The 1,105-nt window shown below is 45.2% G+C and carries 1 protein-coding gene; it reads right to left on the bottom strand.

Annotated features, from left to right (window positions below):
• Positions 1-1,098: lytic transglycosylase F (locus tag R7127_RS26760; RefSeq protein WP_318148744.1), on the bottom strand; the 1,098-nt coding region annotated here is incomplete at its 3' end.
• Between the last annotated feature and the right edge of the window lie 7 nt (positions 1,099-1,105).

Consider the following 1,105-nt stretch of genomic DNA (forward strand, 5'->3'; position numbering starts at 1 on the left):
GTATTGCCGACGTAAAAACGCTAAGTATTTCGCTCCTGCGTGGATGTTGTTTTCGAGTTGTCGAACATTTTTGATGTTGATGTTTGGATCGCGCGCTGTGCTCGGTAAGACTTGCATTATGCCCACAGCGCCTCTTGTGCCGACTAAGTTGTTATTAAATCCGGACTCTTTATACGCAACCGCCGCAATCAGCAAATAATCCAAGTCATATTTCTCCCCGTAGCGCGAAAACAGCGCCGACAGTTTTTCTAGCTGGGCAATTTTCTTAGGGTTAAGTGCCTTATTGAGCCAATTGGTATTGTCGATGTATTTGCTATATATGACGTTTCCAAGGAGTGTGCCTGAGCGAGATTTTTGGATGAATTTGTTCACCACTGCTTTGAGTTGAGGACTGTTTTGTCGCATTACCCAAGCGATGTTGCCGTTTTTGCGAAGAGGGACTTTCTTATGCGCTTTGATGTCATCCATCGCATTGAGCCAAAGTTTGGCTTTGTGGCTATCTAAAACGATGGCTTTGATATAGCCATTGTTGAGCATGCCGACGAGTTCGTAGTCTTGCAGAGTCTCTTCGATGAAGTGCACGATAATTGGCGGTAAGCCTTTCTTGTTCAGTGTTTTGTTGACGGCTTGAATACTTTCAAAGTAGCTGGAACTGGCACGTACCCAAATCTCCTTACCGCTCAACTGCTCAAGTTTAGTGATGGTTGGAGTACTTTTGTTGGTGATCACCCACTCTTCGATGCCGGATAAGATTGGGGTACTGAAGTCGACTTTTTGTTTGCGGGTCTCAGTGATCGTCAAGTTTGCCACCACTAAATCACCAGAGCCGTTTTCGAGAGAAGGGAGCAATTGGTCTCGAGCTAGAGGGATGATTTGTACGTTCAGTTTGGGTTTGATTTTGCGTAAATCTTTTTCAAAGTGAGCCAGCAGCTCTGCGCCAATCCCTTTTGGTGTTCCTCCTTCGATATAGTAGAAGCCTAAATCGGCAGAGACTAAAACGCGCAATACGTTTTTCTCTTTGATGACATCTAAGTCACCCGTGTACGGAGGCTGTTTTAATGGTGAGATTTCCAAAGCGTAAACGGACGCCGACAACAGAAAGAAC

This window comes from Vibrio sp. 1159, from assembly GCF_033340395.1.
Taxonomy (GTDB): Bacteria; Pseudomonadota; Gammaproteobacteria; order Enterobacterales; family Vibrionaceae; genus Vibrio; species Vibrio alginolyticus.